This window comes from Proteus sp. fly-1067, assembly GCF_040139345.1.
Taxonomy (GTDB): Bacteria; Pseudomonadota; Gammaproteobacteria; order Enterobacterales; family Enterobacteriaceae; genus Proteus; species Proteus vulgaris_B.
Genome location: NZ_JBEEUL010000239.1, coordinates 1 through 540 on the forward strand (window position 1 = coordinate 1; position 540 = coordinate 540).

Below are 540 nucleotides of genomic sequence, written 5' to 3' on the forward strand. Positions count from 1 at the left end.
TCTTATTGGGCTCAATATTACTATTTCTTTACTTATTTTTATGAGTTCATTTTACATAACTCGAATATTGAACTTTATGACATTTCCTGCATTATTACTGATTACGACACTTTTTCGACTTGCCCTTTCTATTAGTACGAGTCGATTAATATTATTAGATGCTGATGCGGGTGAAATCATTACTTCATTTGGTGAATTTGTTATCGGTGAAAACTTAGTTGTTGGTTTTGTTGTTTTTTCTATTGTTACGATAGTACAGTTTTTAGTTATTACTAAAGGTTCTGAACGGGTTGCAGAAGTTGCAGCTCGCTTTTCTCTGGATGGAATGCCAGGAAAGCAAATGAGTATTGATGCAGATTTAAAATCCGGCATTATTAACAATGAAGAAGTGAAAATCAGAAGAAAAGAATTAGGACAAGAAAGTCAATTATATGGCTCCTTTGATGGTGCAATGAAATTTATTAAAGGTGATGCGATTGCTGGTATTGTGATTATTTTTGTTAACTTAATTGGTGGGATTTCTGTTGGTATGGCACAAAT

1 protein-coding gene is annotated in these 540 nt (G+C 32.8%); it reads left to right on the forward strand.

Translation table 11 applies throughout. The features are described 5' to 3' along the window. Positions 1-540, forward strand: a 540-nt coding sequence (locus ABN217_RS20195) for an FHIPEP family type III secretion protein (RefSeq protein ID WP_349459995.1), incomplete at both ends; no start/stop codon positions are given.